This is a genomic window from Bradyrhizobium mercantei (assembly GCF_001982635.1).
Taxonomy (GTDB): Bacteria; Pseudomonadota; Alphaproteobacteria; order Rhizobiales; family Xanthobacteraceae; genus Bradyrhizobium; species Bradyrhizobium mercantei.
Window position 1 is genome coordinate 976913 of sequence record NZ_MKFI01000002.1, and the last position, 15124, is coordinate 992036.

The following is a 15124-nucleotide window of genomic DNA, read 5'->3' on the forward strand; positions in this document are numbered from 1 at the left end:
AAGGACCTGAATCGCCAGCCGGCCGGCGGGATCACTTTACAAACCCTATTGACCCTGCATTTTATAGGATTCAAGTCCGATAAATTGCACCATAGATGTGCGGAAATGCTGGATCAAGGCGGCGGCACAATCGACTGGGACGACTTCCGCTTCGTGCTTGCCATCGTGCGCGGCGGGTCGGTTTCGGCTGCCGCCAAGCAGCTCGGCGTCGATCATGCCACAGTGATCCGCCGTGTCGACCGGCTGGAGCGCCACCTCTCCGCAAAACTGTTTGATCGGCGCAAGACCGGCTATCTGCTGACCGAGGCCGGCCAGCGCGTCGCCGATAGCGCGGAGGCGATGGAATCCACCATCGTGGCCAACCAGGAGGCGGTCGGCGGGTCGCGCGCGCATCTCACCGGCACGGTGCGGATCGGCGCGCCCGACGGCTTCGGCAGTCACTTTCTGGCCTCGCGGCTGGTCAAGTTCACCGAGCGGTATCCCGATCTCGATCTGCAGCTCGTCGCCACCGCGCGGCTGTTCTCGCTCTCCAAGCGCGAGGCCGACATCGCGATCAGCCTGACCATGCCGAAGGAAGGCCGCATCGTCGGCCGCAAACTGCTGGACTACACGCTCGGGCTTTATGCCGCACCCGCCTATCTCGCGCAGGCGCCTGCCATCGCGGCGCGGGCCGACCTGCCGCGGCATCGCTTCGTCGGCTACATCGAGGAGCTGCTGTTCACGCCGGAGCTGGACTATCTGCCGCAGGTCTCGCCGAAGATCTCGGCCAAATTCCGCAGCGCCAACCTGATCGCGCAGCTCAACGCCACCATCGCCGGCTTCGGCATCGCCGTGCTGCCGCACTTCATGGCGAGCGCCCACCCCGAGTTGCAGCCGGTGCTGCGCGACGAGGTGCGGATCTCGCGCACCTTCTGGCTTTTGATGCACGCCGACAGCAAGGACCTCGCCCGCATCCGCGCGGTGGCGGATTACATCTACGAGACGGTCGAAGCCGAGCGCGCGCTGTTTGGCGGGCCCTAATCTTTCCATCGTCCCGGCGAACGCCGGGACCCATAACCACAGGGCTGTGTTGTTGAAGGGATCGTGGCCCCAGCGAGGTTAAGCAACCGACACTAGGGGTAATGGGTCCCGGCCTGCGCCGGGACGACGATGGGGAAGGACCCTGCCCTTAATTCACCTTCTTCTTCGCCGGCGCCTTCGCCGTCGCGCGGCCCAGCGCCGCCTCGCGGCCTGCGGCCAGGATCTCGTCGGACATTTCGCCATTGCCGGCGATCCGCGACATCACGATGGTGCCCATCATGGTCGCCAGCGTCGCCATCGCCTGCTTGCGCGCGGTCTTGCGCGGCACGTCCTGGATCTGGTCGGTGATCATGTCGATCATCTGGTCGAGCTTGAGCGCGAAGGCCTTGCGGGTCTTCAGGCTTTCGCGGGCGATCTCGGCGCCGAGCGCCGGCACCGCGCAGCCCTGACCGGGATCGTCGCGATGGGTCGCCGACAGGTAGCCGTCGACGATGGTCGAGAGCCGCTTCTCCGGCGCCACCTCGGCCGTCACCTTGCGCCAGCGCTCGTTGGCGCGGTCCATGGCGTAGTTGAAGGCCTCGATCACCAGCGCCTCGCGCGAGTCGAAATGGGCGTAGAAGCCGCCATGGGTCAGGCCGGCATCCTTCATCAGGTCGGCGACGCCGATGCCATGGGCGCCCTTCTCGCGCAGCCGCGTCGCGGCCCTCTTCACGATCCGCGCGTGGGTCTCCTGCTTGTGTTCTTTCGAATAGCGCATGCCGATCTCATGGAATGTTTCTAATCATATAATAGCAGATTTGCGCCCGGGATGCTGCAGTTATTTCGCCTTGTTCACCCCTTGGGGTTCCCCGCCGAGCATCGAAAATGTCGCGGTCGCGTGCACCGCAAGATTGCCCCGTCCGTCGCGGACGAAGCCCTCGGTGTAGCTGGTCTGGCGGCCGCGCTTGATCACCCGGCCCTCGGCCGAGATGGTTCCTGAGCGCGCCGACAGCGGGCGCAGATAGGTCAGCTTGAGGTCAAGGGTGACGGAGGCCTGCCCCGCCGGCAGTTCGGTCGAGATCGCGCAGCCCATCGCAGTATCGAGCAGCGCCGCGGCGGTCGCGCCGTGCAGCAGGCCGATCGTGTTCTCCAGGCTCTCATGCGGCTCGAGTTCCATCACGATCCGCCCCTCGTCGACCACGGCCATGCGGAAGCCGATCAGCCTGGCCATCGGCGGCGGCGGCAGCCTCCCGTCGCGGATCGCGCGCATCGCCTCGATGCCGGTCATCCCCATCGCCGCCATCGCCACCGGCCCGGGCGCCTGCCATTCCACCACGCGCGTGCGCGTCAGCTCGGGCGAATGTAGATCTGATGTCTCGGCGGCGGTCATGACGGCTCCATTTATATGATGCATATAATTCTATATATCCGCCTCCGCCGGCGCAACCGTTGCGCCCATGCTTGACAGGGACCGGGTTTGTCCGGGACATGGCGCGATCAATTCCTGCGCCGGGACGTTCTCCATGGACATGCTCAATCCCCACTGCGGCATCGACCGCGACTCCAGAGGCGTCGTCCGCCTCACGATCTGCAACGCCGGCAAGCTGAACATCGTCAGCTCGGCCGTCACCAACGGCGTGCGCGAGGGCTTTGAGCATCTGGCCGCCGACCGCACCATCCGCGCGGTGATCCTGGCCGGCGAAAGCGAACGCAGCATGATCGGCGGCGCCGACATCAAGGAGATGGCGACGCTCGACCCGAAATCAGCCGAAGCCTTCATCAGCCGCCTGCGCGATCTCTGCGAGGCCGTGCGCAAATTCCCCGCTCCCGTGATTGCCCGCCTGCCCGGCTGGTGCCTCGGCGGCGGCCTCGAGGTCGCAGCCGCCTGCGACGTCCGCGTCGCCGCGCATGATGCGATGTTCGGCATGCCGGAGGTTCGCGTCGGCATCCCTTCGGTGATTCATGCGGCGCTGCTGCCCCGCCTGATCGGCTGGGGCCGCGCCCGCTGGCTGATGATGACCGCGGAGAACATCGACGCCCCGACCGCCCTCGCCTGGGGCCTGGTCGACACCGTGGCAAAGCCCGGCGGCCTCGACGACGCCGTCGAGCACACCGTGAAGGCGCTGCTGGAATGCGGCCCCGAAGCGCTGCGCATCCAGAAGGATTTGCTGCGGCAATGGGAGGAGCTGCCGCTGACCGAGTCGGTCAACCTCAGCGTCGGCGTGTTCGGAAAATCGTTCCAGACCGGCGAGCCGCAGCGGCTGCTGCAGGGGTTTCTGGATCGGAAGCGGTAGACGCCTGAGATCTTGTAGCCCGCATGAGCGAAGCGATATGCGGGATCGGCGGTCCCGGATGTCGCTTCGCTCATCCGGGCTACGAGATCCCTCCAGGCTACGCATTTGACGGACTGTTGACCGCAGGGCCCAACCAACTAGTCTAACCTCCATCGCCAGCGAGCGGTTCCGATCGAGAACGTCGATCGAAGCCCGCTGCCTGCGATAGAACCAACAATCCATTTCGGGAAGTACGCACGGGGTCACCACTCACAGGCTGCAGGAGGACATATGGTCCAAAAGCGCGACGTTCCCGGTATCCGCCCCTATGATGCTCCGGCCGGCGGCTGGGGCGCCCTCAAGGCCACCGCTGAGGCGGTTCGCACCCAGATGGATCTGGTCGAGGCGCCGATCACGCTGCTGCGGACCAACAAGCCCGACGGCTTCGACTGCCCAGGCTGCGCCTGGCCCGACAAGGAGCACACCTCCACCTTCCAGTTCTGCGAGAACGGCGCCAAGGCCGTGACCTGGGAGGCGACCAGCAAGCGCGTCACGGGCGAATTCTTCGCCGCCCACACCGTCACCGAATTGCTCGGCTGGACCGATTTCCATCTCGAGAACGAGGGCCGCCTGACCGAGCCCCTCGCCTATGATTCCGCGAGCGACACCTACCGGCCGATCACCTGGGATGACGCCTTCGCGCGGATCGGCGCGACGTTGCGTGCGCTACCGGATCCCAACATGGCCGAGTTCTACACCTCCGGCCGCGCCTCCAACGAGGCCGCCTTCCTGTTCCAGATCTTCGCGCGCGAATACGGCAGCAACAATTTCCCCGACTGCTCGAACATGTGCCACGAGGCCACCAGCGTCGGGCTGCCGCAGTCGATCGGCATCGGCAAGGGCACGGTGTCGCTGGACGATTTCGATCACTGCGAGCTGATCATCGCGATGGGCCACAACCCCGGCACCAATCATCCGCGCATGATGGGCACGCTGTGGGAGGTGTCGCGCCGCGGCGTGCCGATCATCGTGTTCAATCCCTTGCGCGAGCGCGCGCTGGAGCGCTTTGCCGATCCGCAGGATCCGATCGAGATGGCGACGCTGGGTTCGACCCGGATCGCCTCGACCTATTATCAGCCCAAGGTCGGCGCCGACGCCGCAGTGCTGAAGGGCGTCATGAAGGCGCTGATCGAGAAGGACGACGCGAGCCACGACGTGCTCGATCACGCCTTCATCGCCGAACACACCAACGGCTTTGATGCGTTCGCGGCCGATCTGCGCGCGACGCCGTGGGAACAGATCGAGGCGGTGTCCGGCTTCAGCCGCGCCCAGCTCGGCGAGGTCGCAACAGCCTACGCGAAATCCAACGCCACTATCGTCACTTACGGCATGGGCATCACCCAGCACATGCGCGGCACCGACAACGTCCAGCAGATCGCAAACCTGCTGCTGTTGAAGGGCAATTACGGCAAGCCCGGCGCCGGCATCTGCCCGCTGCGCGGTCACTCCAACGTGCAGGGCAACCGCACCGTCGGCATCACCGAGAAGCCCAACATCCCGATGTTCGAGGGCATCGAGCGCACCTTCGGCTTCAAGCCGCCGCGCCATCACGGCCACGACGCGGTCGCCGCGATGGAGGCGATCGACGACGGAAGGTCCAAGGTGCTGGTCTGCCTCGGCGGCAATTTTGCCATCGCCCTGCCCGACCCCGAACGCTGCGCGGCCGCGATGCGCAAGCTCGAGCTTGCCGTCCATCTCGGCACCAAGCTCAACCGCTCGCATCTCTTGATCGGCAAGCAGTCGATCATCCTGCCGGTGCTGGGGCGCACCGAGCGCGACATCCAGGCTTCCGGCCCGCAGGTCATCACCGTCGAGGATTCGATGTCGATGGTGCATGCCTCGCGCGGCAAGCTCAATCCGGCCTCCGAATTTCTGCTGTCGGAATCGGCGATCATTGCCGGCGTGGCGATGGCGACGCTGCCTTCGAGCAAGGTGCCGTGGGCCGAGCTGGTCGCCGATTACGACCGCATCCGCGACGCCATCGAGGGCGTCTTCCCGGAGTTCAAGGATTACAACGCGCGGATCCGGATTCCCGGCGGCTTCCGCCTGCCGCTGCCGCCGACCGAGCGCAAATGGACCACCGCATCCGGCAAGGCCGAATTCCTGATCTTCGACGGCCTCGAAGAAGACCCGGTGCTGTCGGACAAGTCCGTCCTCAAGCTCACCACCATCCGCAGCCACGACCAGTACAACACCACGATCTACGGCTTGAACGACCGCTATCGCGGCGTGTTCGGCCGGCGCGACGTGCTGTTCGCCAACGAGGCGGACTTGACCGCACGCGGCCTCGCCCATGGCGATCTCGTCGAGATCGAGACCGCGCTGCCCTCCGGCGAGCCGCGCCGTCTGACCCTCACCGCAATCGTCTACGACATCGCCCGCGGCTCGGTCGCTGCCTATTATCCCGAAGCCAACGGCCTGGTGCCGCTCGACTACCAGGACAAGGAAAGCGGCACGCCGTCGTACAAATCGGTGCCGGTGCACATTCGCCGCGCTGCGCAGGCGGCGTGATTTGGCTTTCGGTTCGTAGCCCGCATGAGCACAGCGATATGCGGGATATGCCTATCCCAGGATATCGCTTCGCTCATCCCGGCTACGCGCTTCATCCGGGCCCGCAAGTCGCCGTAACGACAGAGCTTGTAGCCCGCATGAGCGCAGCGACATGCGGGACCGTTCACCCCGGATATCGCTTCGCTCATCCGGGCTACGCGGACATCACCTTGCATTGGCCGGCGCATGCACCGGCCAGAGATCGGCGCGCCAGTGCAGCGCGATCGCGAGCATGGCGATGAAGCCGGCGGCGGCGAGCAGTGTGCCGGTCGCGGTGTAGCCGATCAGGTCGATCAGGCTGCCGGCGGCGAGCAGGCCGAGCGGCAGGCCGTAGATCACCATCATGCGGACGCCCATCACGCGGCCGCGCAGATGCGCGCTGGCATTGCGCATCAGCATCACCGCGGCCGAGATCATCGACATGCTCTGCGCGATGCCGGCCAGCACCAGGCAGGCCATCGCCACCGGCATGGTCCGGAGTTCGACGAACACCAAAAGCATCGCGTACCAGGCGAGCGTCGCGCCGATCAGGAGCCGCGCGATGCGCACGCCGCCGGCCATGCTGAGCGTGATCGAGCCGATCAGCGATCCCACAGCAAAGCTCGCGGAGAGATAGCCGAGCCCGGTCTGGTCGGTGTGGAAGATGTCGCGCGCGACGTAGGGCAATAGCCCGTTGGTGAGCGGAAACGCGGTGAGATTGGCGAGGAACGCGACGCAGAGCGCGGCGCGCATGCCGGGGCCGCTCCAGGCATAGACGATGCCCTCCTTGAGATCGCGCAGCAGCTTTGAACCCGGCAGGTCGATATCAGACTGATCGGCGACGCCGTGCGATTTCGGCCGGCTCATGCAGAGCATCAGGATGGCGGCGATGAAATAGAAGCTGGCGATTCCGACATAGACATAGCCGATGCCGAGCGCCGCAAACAATCCCGCCCCGGTCAGCGCCCCCGCGATCCGCGCCGAGTCCTGCGTGGTGCGCGCCAGGCTGATGGCGCCGACCAGCTGCTCCGGCGGCATGATGTCGGCGAGCAGCGCGCCGCGCACGCCGAGATCTGACGGCCGGATCAGCCCCATGATCGCGACGATGATCATGACGTTCAACGGCGCAAGGTGGCCGGTCGTCGCCAGCGTCATGATGGTCCCGGCCAGCGCCGTATAGGCAAAGCGCATCACGGCCAGCAGATCGCGATGCCCCATCCGGTCGCCGATCATGCCGACCACAGGCGCGACCAGCGTGCCGACATATTGCAGCGAGGCGAGCACGGTCAGCAGCAGCACCGAGCCGGTCTCGACCATGATGTACCAGCCGAGCACCAGCGTCTCGACCTCGAACGCCCAGGAGGTGAGCAGATCGGACGGCCACTGGAAGCGATAGCTGCGGATGCGAAACGGTGCGAGCGCGGAGGTCCGCGTGGTCCCGCTCACGACGCGATGACGCGTGTCACGGCGTGTCCTGCCCTTTTCTTGGTTCTTCTGGGTCTTGGCTTCGGATGTTGATTCTCTTGGGAAAACGTTCCGTTCCGGCAGCGTAGCGCCGAGGCAGGACGTGTCAATCGAAGCCGCCGCATGCGGCCATGCGCGATGACATCGGCGGCACGTGCTGCACTGCCCGCTCGGATGCGCCCGGCGCGCCCCCCGGATCGGCCCCTCCGCCCCACCAGACGATTGTGCTACAATGCCCTTTCGAGACCGCGGAGGACCCCATGACAGCCTTCGAAGTTTTCGCGATCTACGTGACGCCCTTTGTGATCATCGGGATCGCAATCAAGCTCGTGATGAAGCGCTATGCCGTCGATCTGCCCGATGTGCAGAAACAGGCCGGCTCCGCACCGAAGCGGCGGTTCCTGCTCGGCGCCTGGCGGTCTGATTAGGGCATGAAGTCGAGCGCTTGAGCCCCGCTCCGATTTACAAGGTGCCAGCCACGGCGTAGCGCTGCATCCTTGAACATGTTTTGGATCGCCCCTGAGGAGAAGTGACAGCGTGCCTGGCCCGGAAAGCCTTCCAATCGACCAGATCTACGTTCCCTTGAAGAAGCGGAAGACCCTTAGGCTCGAGGTCGTTCAAGAGATCGCGGCCAGCATTCTGGAAATTGGACAACAAGTCCCGATTCTGGTTCGACCAGATGAGAGCCGGCTCGTCTTGCTCGAGGGACTGCATCGGCTCGAGGCCTGCAAGGCGCTGGGCGAGACCACGATTATCGGAGTGTTGGGTTCGGCGGAGGCTGCTCACCACAAGGCTCTGCTATCAGACACAGCTGAAACCGAGGCAGAGCGGGACAAGATGGCGCGATTGAAAAAGCTGCGCCTCGAAAGGGAAGCTGCGGATAGATCGACCGCATCCGTGGCTGCAACCATGGGAACATCGGCCGAGCCTCGGTCAATGCGTTCCGGCAAGAGTATCAGACAAGGATCGTCGGGCGATCCAGCGCCGAAAACCAAAACCCTTTCGGAATGGCTCACCCAGCAAAAGCGCGATGGTGGCCGCTATTGATGGCCGGCCCGTGCGCCGGCCATGCGCTGCTGCGTCTAGGCGCCCCTGCGCTCATTCAGGCAGCCCAGCCCGCCGCAGCGCGCCCTTCATCATCGTCTCGATGTATTCTGGCTGGAAGCAATACATGCGGTAAAGGCTGTTAACCTCTCACAGCGCGTGCAACACATTCGGTGTCGTCCCTGCGAAAGCAGGGACCCATAACCACCGGCCTTGGTTGTCGGAAGGATCGTTGCCCCGCCGTCGCACAACAATTCGCATTTGGGGTAATAGGTCCTGGCTTTCGCCAGGACGACAGTAGTGATTGCGGAACCATCCCGGCCTCCGCAACTCATGCGAACACGACATTTTGTCATGGAACACGCAGTTGCATTTTTTGCGCTGCATCATATGATGCATATAATGCAATCAAATCCCCGGCATTGAAGGGAATCCTGCCATGGCATCCAGCGCCGATCCCGTCGTCATCCTCTCCGCCGCCCGCACCCCGCTCGGCCGTTTCATGGGCGAGCTCACGCCGCTCGCGGCGCACAAGCTCGGCTCGCATGTGATCGGCGCGGCGCTGGAACGCGCCAAGCTGGCGCCCGAGCGCATCGACGAGGTGTTCATGGGCAACGTGCTGCCGGCCGGCCAGGGCCAGGCCCCGGCCCGCCAGGCCGCGCGCGGCGCCAAGTTGCCCGACGCCACCGGTGCCACCACCGTCAACAAGGTCTGCGGCTCCGGCATGAAGGCGACCATGCTCGCCCATGACATCATCAAGGCCGGCTCGGCCGAGATCGTGCTGTCCGGCGGCATGGAGAGCATGAGCAATGCGCCGTACCTGTTGCAGAAAGCGCGCGGCGGCTATCGCGCCGGCCACGACCGCATCATCGACCACATGATGATGGACGGGCTCGAGGACGCCTATGAGACCGGCCGCTCGATGGGCGATTTCGGCGAGGCGACCGCGGAGGCCTATCAATTCACCCGCGCCGACCAGGACGCTTTCGCGATGGAGACGCTGAGCCGCGCCCGCAAGGCGGTGGAGAGCGGCGCCTTCAAGGCCGAGATCGCGCCGATCACGCTGGCCGAGAAGGCCGGTCCGCGCATCATCGCCAATGACGAGCACCCGCTGAAGGTCGATCCCGCAAAGATCCCCGGCCTGAAACCGGCGTTCCGCGCCAATGGCACCATCACGCCGGCCGCCTCCTCGGCCAATGCCGACGGCGCCGCTGCGCTGATCCTGGCGAGGCGCTCGCTCGCCGATCGCGACGGGCTGCCTGTGCTGGCCGAGATCAAGGGCCACGCCACCCACAGCCAGGAGCCGCAATGGTTCACGACGGCGCCGATCCCGGCGATCAGGAAGTTGCTCGACAAGGTCGGCTGGAGCGTCGGCGATGTCGACCTGTTCGAGATCAACGAGGCGTTCGCGGTGGTCGCGATGGCGGCGCAGCGCGACCTCGGCATTCCCCGTGACCGGCTCAACATCAATGGCGGCGCCTGCGCGCTCGGCCATCCGATCGGCGCCACCGGCGCGCGGCTGATCGTGACGCTGCTGCACGCGCTGGAGGCGCAGAACCTGAAGCGCGGCGTCGCTGCGCTGTGCATCGGCGGCGGCGAAGCCACCGCTATCGCGGTGGAGCTGGTGACGCACTGATTCAACGCACCGTCATTGCGAGGAGCGATAGCGACGAAGCAATCCATGCATCCGCAGGCGCGGATCGATGGATTGCTTCGCTTTGCTCGCAATGACGCGGCGAGACCGTTCGTGCCCATGTCCGAAAACGAGGGAACTTCGCCATTTTAGACATAGCGCCGTCGTGCCATATTGCGCATCACGAATAGAACCTCATTGCATTGATCCGGAACCCAATGATCTCGAACTGGCTTGCTTCCGCCCTCGCCCGCCGCAACATCCACTACGGCTGGGTGATGGTCGCCGTGACTTTCCTGGCCGCGCTGATCTCCGCCGGCACCGTTGGCGCGCCCGGCGTCTTCATCGTGCCCTTGCAGAAGGAATTCGGCTGGTCCACCGCCGAGATCTCCTCGGCGCTGTCGATCCGCTTCATCCTGTTCGGACTGATGGCGCCGTTCGCCGCCGCGCTGATGAACCGCTACGGCCTGCGCAACGTGACGCTGGCGGCGCAATTGATCGTGGTCTCCGGCCTCGTCACCTCGCTGGCGATGACGCAGGTCTGGCAACTCATCCTGCTGTGGGGTGTCGTGATCGGGATCGGCACCGGTATGACCGCGCTGGTGCTCGGCGCGACCATTGCGGCGCGCTGGTTCGTGGCGCGGCGCGGCCTCGTGATCGGCATGCTCACCGCGAGTGTCGCGACCGGGCAGCTCGCCTTCCTGCCGCTGCTTGCGACCATCACCGAACGCTACGGCTGGCGCCCCGCGCTCGGGCTGGTCTGCATCCTGCTCGGCATCGCCGCCTTTGCCGTGCTGATGCTGCTGCGCGACCGGCCGAGCGACGTCGGCCTGCGCCCGTTCGGCGATGAAGGCACCGCGCCGCTCCCCGCCCCGCCGCCGGCCAACGCGCCGATCATGGCGGTCGCGCTCGGCACGCTGCGCGACTCCTCGAAATCGTCGGTGTTCTGGATCCTGTTCGCGACGTTCTTCGTCTGCGGCGCCTCGACCAACGGCCTGGTCCAGGTTCACCTGATCCCGATGTGCCTCGATTTCGGCATCCCGCAGGTGCAGGCCGCGAGCCTGCTCGCCGCGATGGGCATCTTCGACTTCTTCGGCACCATCATTTCGGGCTGGCTGTCCGACCGGTACGACAACCGCTATCTGCTGTTCTGGTATTACGGCCTGCGCGGCCTCTCGCTGCTGTATTTGCCGTACTCCGATTTCACCTTCTACGGGCTGTCGCTGTTTGCGATGTTCTACGGGCTCGACTGGATCGCGACCGTGCCGCCGACGGTGCGGCTCACCGCGCAGCGCTTCGGCGCCGAGCGCGCCAATCTGGTGTTCGGCTGGATCTTCGCCGGCCACCAGCTCGGCGCCGGTGCCGCGGCATTCGGCGCCGGCCTGTCGCGCACGATATATTCGAGCTATCTGCCGGCGTTCTTCATTGCCGGCGCGCTCTGTGTGTTCGCGGCGCTGATCACGCTGGCGATCACTCGGCCGCAGCCGAAACCGGTGGCGGAGCCGAAGCCAGCGGCGGCTTGAGGCCCTGGCACGCGCGGCGATGCGCCGGTCAGTACGAGAGTATCGTGCGGATCCCGAACACCAGGCTGTCCTTGATCCGATGCGTCTGCGTCGGATCGTTGGGATCGACGGCGCCGCCGCCCGGATGGGCGATGTATTGAAACATCGGCTGCATCGTGAAGTTGGCATTCACGACGTGCTGGTAGGTGATCTCCAGGATCGCCTCATAGTCGCGGATCGGATACGGCGTGCCGGTGAAGATCTGGGTGTCGCGGTCGAGTGCGCGGGCGGCGTCGGAGATCCTGGCATAAATCGCCGCGATCCCGAGCCGGTCGTCAGGATACGTCTCGCTGAAGCCGGTGAACAGAAAACCTCCGTCGACATAAGTGCTGATGAGATTGCGATCCGACGGGCTCACCGAGGCGCGCGCGAAGAACGCAACGCCCTTGTCGGAATCCGGCTTGGCGCACGCAACCAGCTGCTCGTAGACCATGAAGATGCCGTTGTCCCGCCGCAGCCATCGAGTGTCGCCGGAGCTGTTGGGATCGGCGAGTGACAGCCCGTCGGCGGAGAAGCGCTGATCGGCGAACGAGCCCATGTGATACCAGGCGCCGCCGGTGATGGTTGCCGGCAGCTTGCTCTCGCCGATCTCGAACTTGTATTTGAGCTGGCCGATCCACCACGGCGGATCGTTGACGCGGAAATTGAGCCCGTGGCTGTTCAGGACCTGCGGATCGTCGGTGCCCTGCGGCGGCGAGGCCGAGCCGTCGAACACCGCCAGATAGGCGGTGATGCGGTCGGACAGATTGGCCTTGAAGCGGATGCCGGGCACGGCAAGCGGCGGCGACGGCCCGCCGGCCGGCAGAATGGTGCCGACAATGCCGGGCCAGCCCAGCGCCGAATTGATGAAGATGTCGTCGTACTGGCTGTCGATGAACTCGACGTCCGAGCCTTGCTGGCCGACGCGCACCGAGAGCTTGCCGCCGAGCAGCTTCTGCTCGATCCAGAACTCGTAGAGCCGCGTCGCCGGCAGTGACTCGACGCCGGACACCAGGAACAGGTTGCCGACATAGCTCCGCGACAGCCCGTCGCCGTGGATCTGGTACATGTTGGCGTGGAAGGTCGCGCCGGTCCAGCCCGTTACCTTCTCAAGGTCGATCGTGGTGCCGAGATCGAGACGGCCGGTATAGGCCGCGCCATTGCTGACGCCGCCGGAGACGTTGGCGAATCCCTCGCCGATATAGGTGACGCTGAACTGGTAGCCGGCATCCTCGAGTGCGGCGCGCGCATCCGCGATCCGATCGGCGACGGGCTTGTCATCCGCCTGCGCCGGCGCGCCGAGCGCGAGGGCCGCGGCCACCAATGTCGCGCGGGAAAGAACTCTGCCCATGGGGAGTGCCGCGGTGCGATCGCGCTATTTGACGATGCCGAGCCGCCGCATCAGCAGATAGGCCAGCAGCGCCGATCCGATCAGCAGGCCCGCCGCGACCAGAAACCCACTGTCGACATCGGTCAGCGGCAATCCCTTGGTGTTCATGCCGAAGATGCCGGTGACCAGCGTCGGCGGCAGCAGCATCATGGTGACGACGGACAACGCGTGGAGATGCTTGTTGCTCTCCTCCTCGAGCTTGAAGCGCAGCTCCTCCTCCAGCAGGCGGCTGCGCTCGTGCAGTTCGACGATGTCGTGGTCGAGGCCGTCGAGCCGTTGCGCAAGCTTGCCGGCTTGCAGCCGCAGCGCCGGGCTGAGATTGTCGGTGTTCTTCTGCTCGAGCCGGTGAAACAGCACGCGCAAGCCGGTGAGCTGGCGGTGCAGGCGCAGGCAGGTGCGGCGCATCTTGCTCAGATTCTTGCGCAGCTCCGATCCGGTATCCTCGGCGAGCACCCGCTCCTCGATCGCGTCGATATCGGTGCCGATCTTGTCCGCCATGCGGTCCATGGTGTCGGCGATCTCGTCGACGATCTTCTCCAGCAGCGCCGCGACGCTGCCGACGCGATGCCCGCCTTCGAGCACGCGGCGCGTCGCATCGGCCGAGCACAGCGCCTGATGGCGGCCGCTGACCAGCAGGCGCTCGGTCATCGCAAAGCGGAGAAAGCCGGTCTCGCGGGTGGCGGCTTCGACATCGCGCACCAGATCGGAGAACACGCCGTAGACGCAATTGTCGACGACGTGGATCTGCTGGAAATTGTCGTTCGACAGCAGCAAATCCCGCGCGAGTTGCGGGATGTGCATGTTGGCGAGCCACGCCCGGGTGCGGACGTCGGTCAGGTTGAAGTGCAGCCACAACCTTCCGTCGTGGCTCGGCTCGATCGGCGCATCGATCGGAAGCGGCTCGGCGCGGCCGTCATGGTGCAGGCGAAACGCCCAGACCAGGCCGGGGACCGCCTCGCGGCTCAGCAGCGAGCCGACGGGAGCAGGAGGAGGATCAGCGAGCATGACCGCTCTCCAAGGCAATCTCTTGCAAGACAACTTCCAGAACAAGCGCGCGAAATGACATCTTCAAAGCCTCGCCCACGCGCAAAGCCGAGCAGGCGCGCCTTCGTCGCAACATCAGATGACGCGCCTGTTACAGTTTTATGTCAGCAACAGCCTACTCGGCCGCAAGGCCGGTCGGCGCCGCCGCTTCCACGGTTTCCTTGTTGTAGTCGTGCACGACGCGGCCGAACGGCAGCGTCAGGTCGGCGATGTAGTGATGCGCGCCGACGACGCGCTTGACCGGGAAATCGGCGACCGGCGCGTTGACATGCGGCACCAGGTGCAGCCGGCCGGGTCCGATCCAGGAGCCCTTGACGTTGATGTCGGTCAGGTTGATCGCGACCAGCTGGCAGATCTCGAGATGGCCGTCGACACCGGGGATCATCTTCAGATTGATCTGGGTCTTCGACAGCGTGGCGCGGGTGACGTCGCCATTGCCCGCCATGCTCTCGTGCTTGTAGCCCATGGTGCCCATCGCGACGAGCTGGCCGGCATATTCCAGCGTGCCGGTCAGCGTGTCCTTGACGATCTCGAGTTTCGGATGGGCGTACTTCTTCGGGAAGCCCCAGATCTCGCGGCCGGCCGCGATCGGCGGATCATCGTCGAGATACATCTGGCAGACGAAGTTGACGTCCTCGCCGTGCAGGCGCGCGGGGATCACCAGGCCGGACTCGGTGTAGCTGCCGAAGCCGGAGCTGTCCGGCATCTTGATCCATTCGTAGTGCACGATCGCCTGCTCGATCGGCTCCAGCGGCTCAGGCAGGCCGGCGCGGATCAATTCCGGATCGGTCTCATAGGTGATGACAAGGAATTCGCGATCGATGAAGCGATACGGACCGGCGGGATAGCTCGGGCCGGCGGCCGGCATGGATGGAAGCTTGAGCAGATCTTCCCTGCGCATCGCAATAACCCCCTGTTTGCAAAGTTTGCGCGGAAGCTAGCGGCCGAGATTGACAGCGATATGAGGGATTTCCTTCAGCAACATGACCTCGGGCGCGCTTGCGTGACACCGGGCACGCTTGTGTGACCTCGGTTGCGCTTGCGCAACCTGCGTTTCGCTGACGGAGGCCAATGCTAACCATGCAGGCAGGCATGCCGGACGCGCCATGCGCGAGCGCCGCACTTGTCATCACGGCGTCATCGGCGG

General features: G+C 65.2%; 13 protein-coding genes. 7 read left to right on the top strand and 6 right to left on the bottom strand.

Going from position 1 to position 15124, the window contains the following annotated elements; all coding sequences use genetic code 11:
* Positions 1-105: 105 nt before the first annotated feature.
* Complete coding sequence (locus BI327_RS12170; protein ID WP_076860452.1) at positions 106-1020, top strand: LysR family transcriptional regulator; 915 nt, start codon at positions 106-108, stop codon at positions 1018-1020.
* 148 nt (positions 1021-1168) lie between these two features.
* Here the strand turns inward: BI327_RS12170 and BI327_RS12175 are convergent, their stop codons facing one another.
* Together BI327_RS12175 and BI327_RS12180 are read right to left on the bottom strand one after the other, a co-directional pair.
* Positions 1169-1777, bottom strand: coding sequence for a TetR/AcrR family transcriptional regulator (locus BI327_RS12175; protein ID WP_076860453.1), 609 nt, complete (start codon positions 1775-1777; stop codon positions 1169-1171).
* A gap of 60 nt (positions 1778-1837) precedes the next feature.
* Positions 1838-2389, bottom strand: a complete 552-nt coding sequence (locus BI327_RS12180; protein ID WP_076860454.1) for a PaaI family thioesterase — start codon at positions 2387-2389, stop codon at positions 1838-1840.
* 133 nt (positions 2390-2522) lie between these two features.
* On the opposite strand from BI327_RS12180, the gene BI327_RS12185 reads away from it, so the two are divergent.
* The gene (locus BI327_RS12185; protein WP_076860455.1) at positions 2523-3293 is read left to right on the top strand and encodes an enoyl-CoA hydratase; all 771 of its coding nucleotides are present in this window, start codon (positions 2523-2525) and stop codon (positions 3291-3293) included.
* 270 nt (positions 3294-3563) lie between these two features.
* On the top strand, positions 3564-5843 hold the full coding sequence (locus tag BI327_RS12190) for an FdhF/YdeP family oxidoreductase (protein WP_076860456.1): 2280 nt from the start codon (positions 3564-3566) through the stop codon (positions 5841-5843).
* Between the two features lie 204 nt (positions 5844-6047).
* On the opposite strand, the gene BI327_RS12195 is transcribed toward BI327_RS12190, so the two are convergent.
* On the bottom strand, positions 6048-7307 hold the full coding sequence (locus BI327_RS12195) for an MFS transporter (protein ID WP_076860457.1): 1260 nt from the start codon (positions 7305-7307) through the stop codon (positions 6048-6050).
* 278 nt (positions 7308-7585) lie between these two features.
* Between BI327_RS12195 and BI327_RS42685 the strand changes: the two genes are divergently transcribed.
* The 4 genes from BI327_RS42685 (at position 7586) to BI327_RS12210 (ending at position 11525) form a co-directional block, all read left to right on the top strand.
* Positions 7586-7753 carry a hypothetical protein gene (locus BI327_RS42685; protein ID WP_167386865.1) on the top strand — a complete coding sequence of 56 codons (168 nt, stop codon included), beginning with the start codon at positions 7586-7588 and terminating at the stop codon, positions 7751-7753.
* 109 nt (positions 7754-7862) lie between these two features.
* Positions 7863-8372, top strand: a complete 510-nt coding sequence (locus BI327_RS12200; RefSeq protein ID WP_076860458.1) for a ParB N-terminal domain-containing protein — start codon at positions 7863-7865, stop codon at positions 8370-8372.
* A gap of 436 nt (positions 8373-8808) precedes the next feature.
* A complete protein-coding gene (locus tag BI327_RS12205; RefSeq protein WP_076860459.1) occupies positions 8809-10005 on the top strand; it encodes an acetyl-CoA C-acyltransferase in 1197 nt (398 codons plus the stop codon).
* 215 nt (positions 10006-10220) lie between these two features.
* The gene (locus tag BI327_RS12210; protein ID WP_076860460.1) at positions 10221-11525 is read left to right on the top strand and encodes an MFS transporter; all 1305 of its coding nucleotides are present in this window, start codon (positions 10221-10223) and stop codon (positions 11523-11525) included.
* A gap of 28 nt (positions 11526-11553) precedes the next feature.
* On the opposite strand, the gene BI327_RS12215 is transcribed toward BI327_RS12210, so the two are convergent.
* The 3 genes from BI327_RS12215 to BI327_RS12225 all read right to left on the bottom strand — a co-directional run bounded on the left by BI327_RS12215 (position 11554) and on the right by BI327_RS12225 (position 14878).
* Positions 11554-12894 carry a carbohydrate porin gene (locus tag BI327_RS12215; RefSeq protein WP_076860461.1) on the bottom strand — a complete coding sequence of 447 codons (1341 nt, stop codon included), beginning with the start codon at positions 12892-12894 and terminating at the stop codon, positions 11554-11556.
* A 24-nt stretch (positions 12895-12918) separates the two neighbouring features.
* On the bottom strand, positions 12919-13938 hold the full coding sequence (locus BI327_RS12220) for a transporter (protein ID WP_076860462.1): 1020 nt from the start codon (positions 13936-13938) through the stop codon (positions 12919-12921).
* Positions 13939-14092: 154 nt separating this feature from the next.
* On the bottom strand, positions 14093-14878 hold the full coding sequence (locus tag BI327_RS12225; RefSeq protein ID WP_076860463.1) for an acetoacetate decarboxylase: 786 nt from the start codon (positions 14876-14878) through the stop codon (positions 14093-14095).
* Between the last annotated feature and the right edge of the window lie 246 nt (positions 14879-15124).

Excerpts from the sequence above, each read along its gene's own strand:
- BI327_RS12170 (WP_076860452.1), top strand. The coding sequence starts at position 106 with ATGCTGGATCAAGGCGGCGGCACAATCGACTGGGACGACTTCCGCTTC.
- BI327_RS12175 (WP_076860453.1), bottom strand. The coding sequence starts at position 1,777 with ATGCGCTATTCGAAAGAACACAAGCAGGAGACCCACGCGCGGATCGTG.
- BI327_RS12180 (WP_076860454.1), bottom strand. The coding sequence starts at position 2,389 with ATGACCGCCGCCGAGACATCAGATCTACATTCGCCCGAGCTGACGCGC.
- BI327_RS12185 (WP_076860455.1), top strand. The coding sequence starts at position 2,523 with ATGGACATGCTCAATCCCCACTGCGGCATCGACCGCGACTCCAGAGGC.
- BI327_RS12190 (WP_076860456.1), top strand. The coding sequence starts at position 3,564 with ATGGTCCAAAAGCGCGACGTTCCCGGTATCCGCCCCTATGATGCTCCG.
- BI327_RS42685 (WP_167386865.1), top strand. The coding sequence starts at position 7,586 with ATGACAGCCTTCGAAGTTTTCGCGATCTACGTGACGCCCTTTGTGATC.
- BI327_RS12205 (WP_076860459.1), top strand. The coding sequence starts at position 8,809 with ATGGCATCCAGCGCCGATCCCGTCGTCATCCTCTCCGCCGCCCGCACC.
- BI327_RS12210 (WP_076860460.1), top strand. The coding sequence starts at position 10,221 with ATGATCTCGAACTGGCTTGCTTCCGCCCTCGCCCGCCGCAACATCCAC.
- BI327_RS12215 (WP_076860461.1), bottom strand. The coding sequence starts at position 12,894 with ATGGGCAGAGTTCTTTCCCGCGCGACATTGGTGGCCGCGGCCCTCGCG.
- BI327_RS12220 (WP_076860462.1), bottom strand. The coding sequence starts at position 13,938 with ATGCTCGCTGATCCTCCTCCTGCTCCCGTCGGCTCGCTGCTGAGCCGC.
- BI327_RS12225 (WP_076860463.1), bottom strand. The coding sequence starts at position 14,878 with ATGCGCAGGGAAGATCTGCTCAAGCTTCCATCCATGCCGGCCGCCGGC.